The organism is Christiangramia marina (assembly GCF_048285865.1).
Lineage (GTDB): Bacteria > Bacteroidota > Bacteroidia > Flavobacteriales > Flavobacteriaceae > Christiangramia > Christiangramia marina.
Genome location: NZ_JBLVTK010000012.1, coordinates 1 through 1,042, shown reverse-complemented (window position 1 = coordinate 1,042; position 1,042 = coordinate 1). Strand labels below are relative to the sequence as shown.

General features: G+C 45.1%; 1 protein-coding gene. It reads left to right on the top strand.

The features are described 5' to 3' along the window. On the top strand, positions 1-1,042 hold a 1,042-nt coding region (locus tag ACNKXS_RS15080; protein WP_417921599.1), incomplete at both ends, for a hypothetical protein.

The following is a 1,042-nucleotide window of genomic DNA, read 5'->3' as shown; positions in this document are numbered from 1 at the left end:
TGTTTGGCCTGGTTACTGGCGGAGATGCCGGTGGTGTCTGGACAGATGCTTCGGATGTATCAGTATCAGATCCAATAGACCTAAGCAGTTATACTGCGGGCACCTATGTATTTACCTATACGGTAAGTCCGGAGGATGTAGATTCAGAGTGTCCATCAGACAATACAACAGTAAGTATTACCATAGACGATTCCTTTGAAGCTGGAACTGGTGACAGTGATCGTTATTGTGAAGATGACACCGACCTGAGTTCAGTGAGTTTGTTTGGACTGGTTACAGGCGGAGATGCCGGTGGAGACTGGACAGATGCTTCAGATGTATCAGTATCAGATCCAATAGACCTAAGCAGTTATACTGCGGGCACCTATGAATTTACTTATACGGTAGGACCTGAAGATGCTGATTCAGAATGTGCACCAGACAATACAACGGTAACTATAATTATTGATGGAACGGTGGAAGCTGGAACTGGTGGTAGTGATCGTTATTGTGAAGATGACACCGACCTGAGTTCAGTGAGTTTGTTTGGCCTGGTTACTGGCGGAGATGCCGGTGGTGTCTGGACAGATGCTTCAGATGTATCAGTATCAGATCCAATAGACCTAAGCAGTTATACTGCGGGTACTTATGAATTTACCTATACGGTAAGTCCGGAGGATGTAGATTCAGAGTGTCCATCAGACAATACAACAGTAAGTATTACCATAGACGATTCCTTTGAAGCTGGAACTGGTGACAGTGATCGTTATTGTGAAGATGACACCGACCTGAGTTCAGTGAGTTTGTTTGGCCTGGTTACTGGCGGAGACGCTGGTGGCGTCTGGACAGATGCTTCAGATGCATCAGTATCAGATCCAATAGACCTAAGCAGTTATACTGCGGGCACCTATGAATTTACCTATACGGTAAGTCCGGAGGATGCTGATTCAGAATGTGTATCAGACAATACAACGGTAACTATAATTATTGATGGAACGGTGGAAGCTGGAACTGGTGGTAGTGATCGATTCTGTATTGATGAAGACCTGAGTTCAGTGAGTCT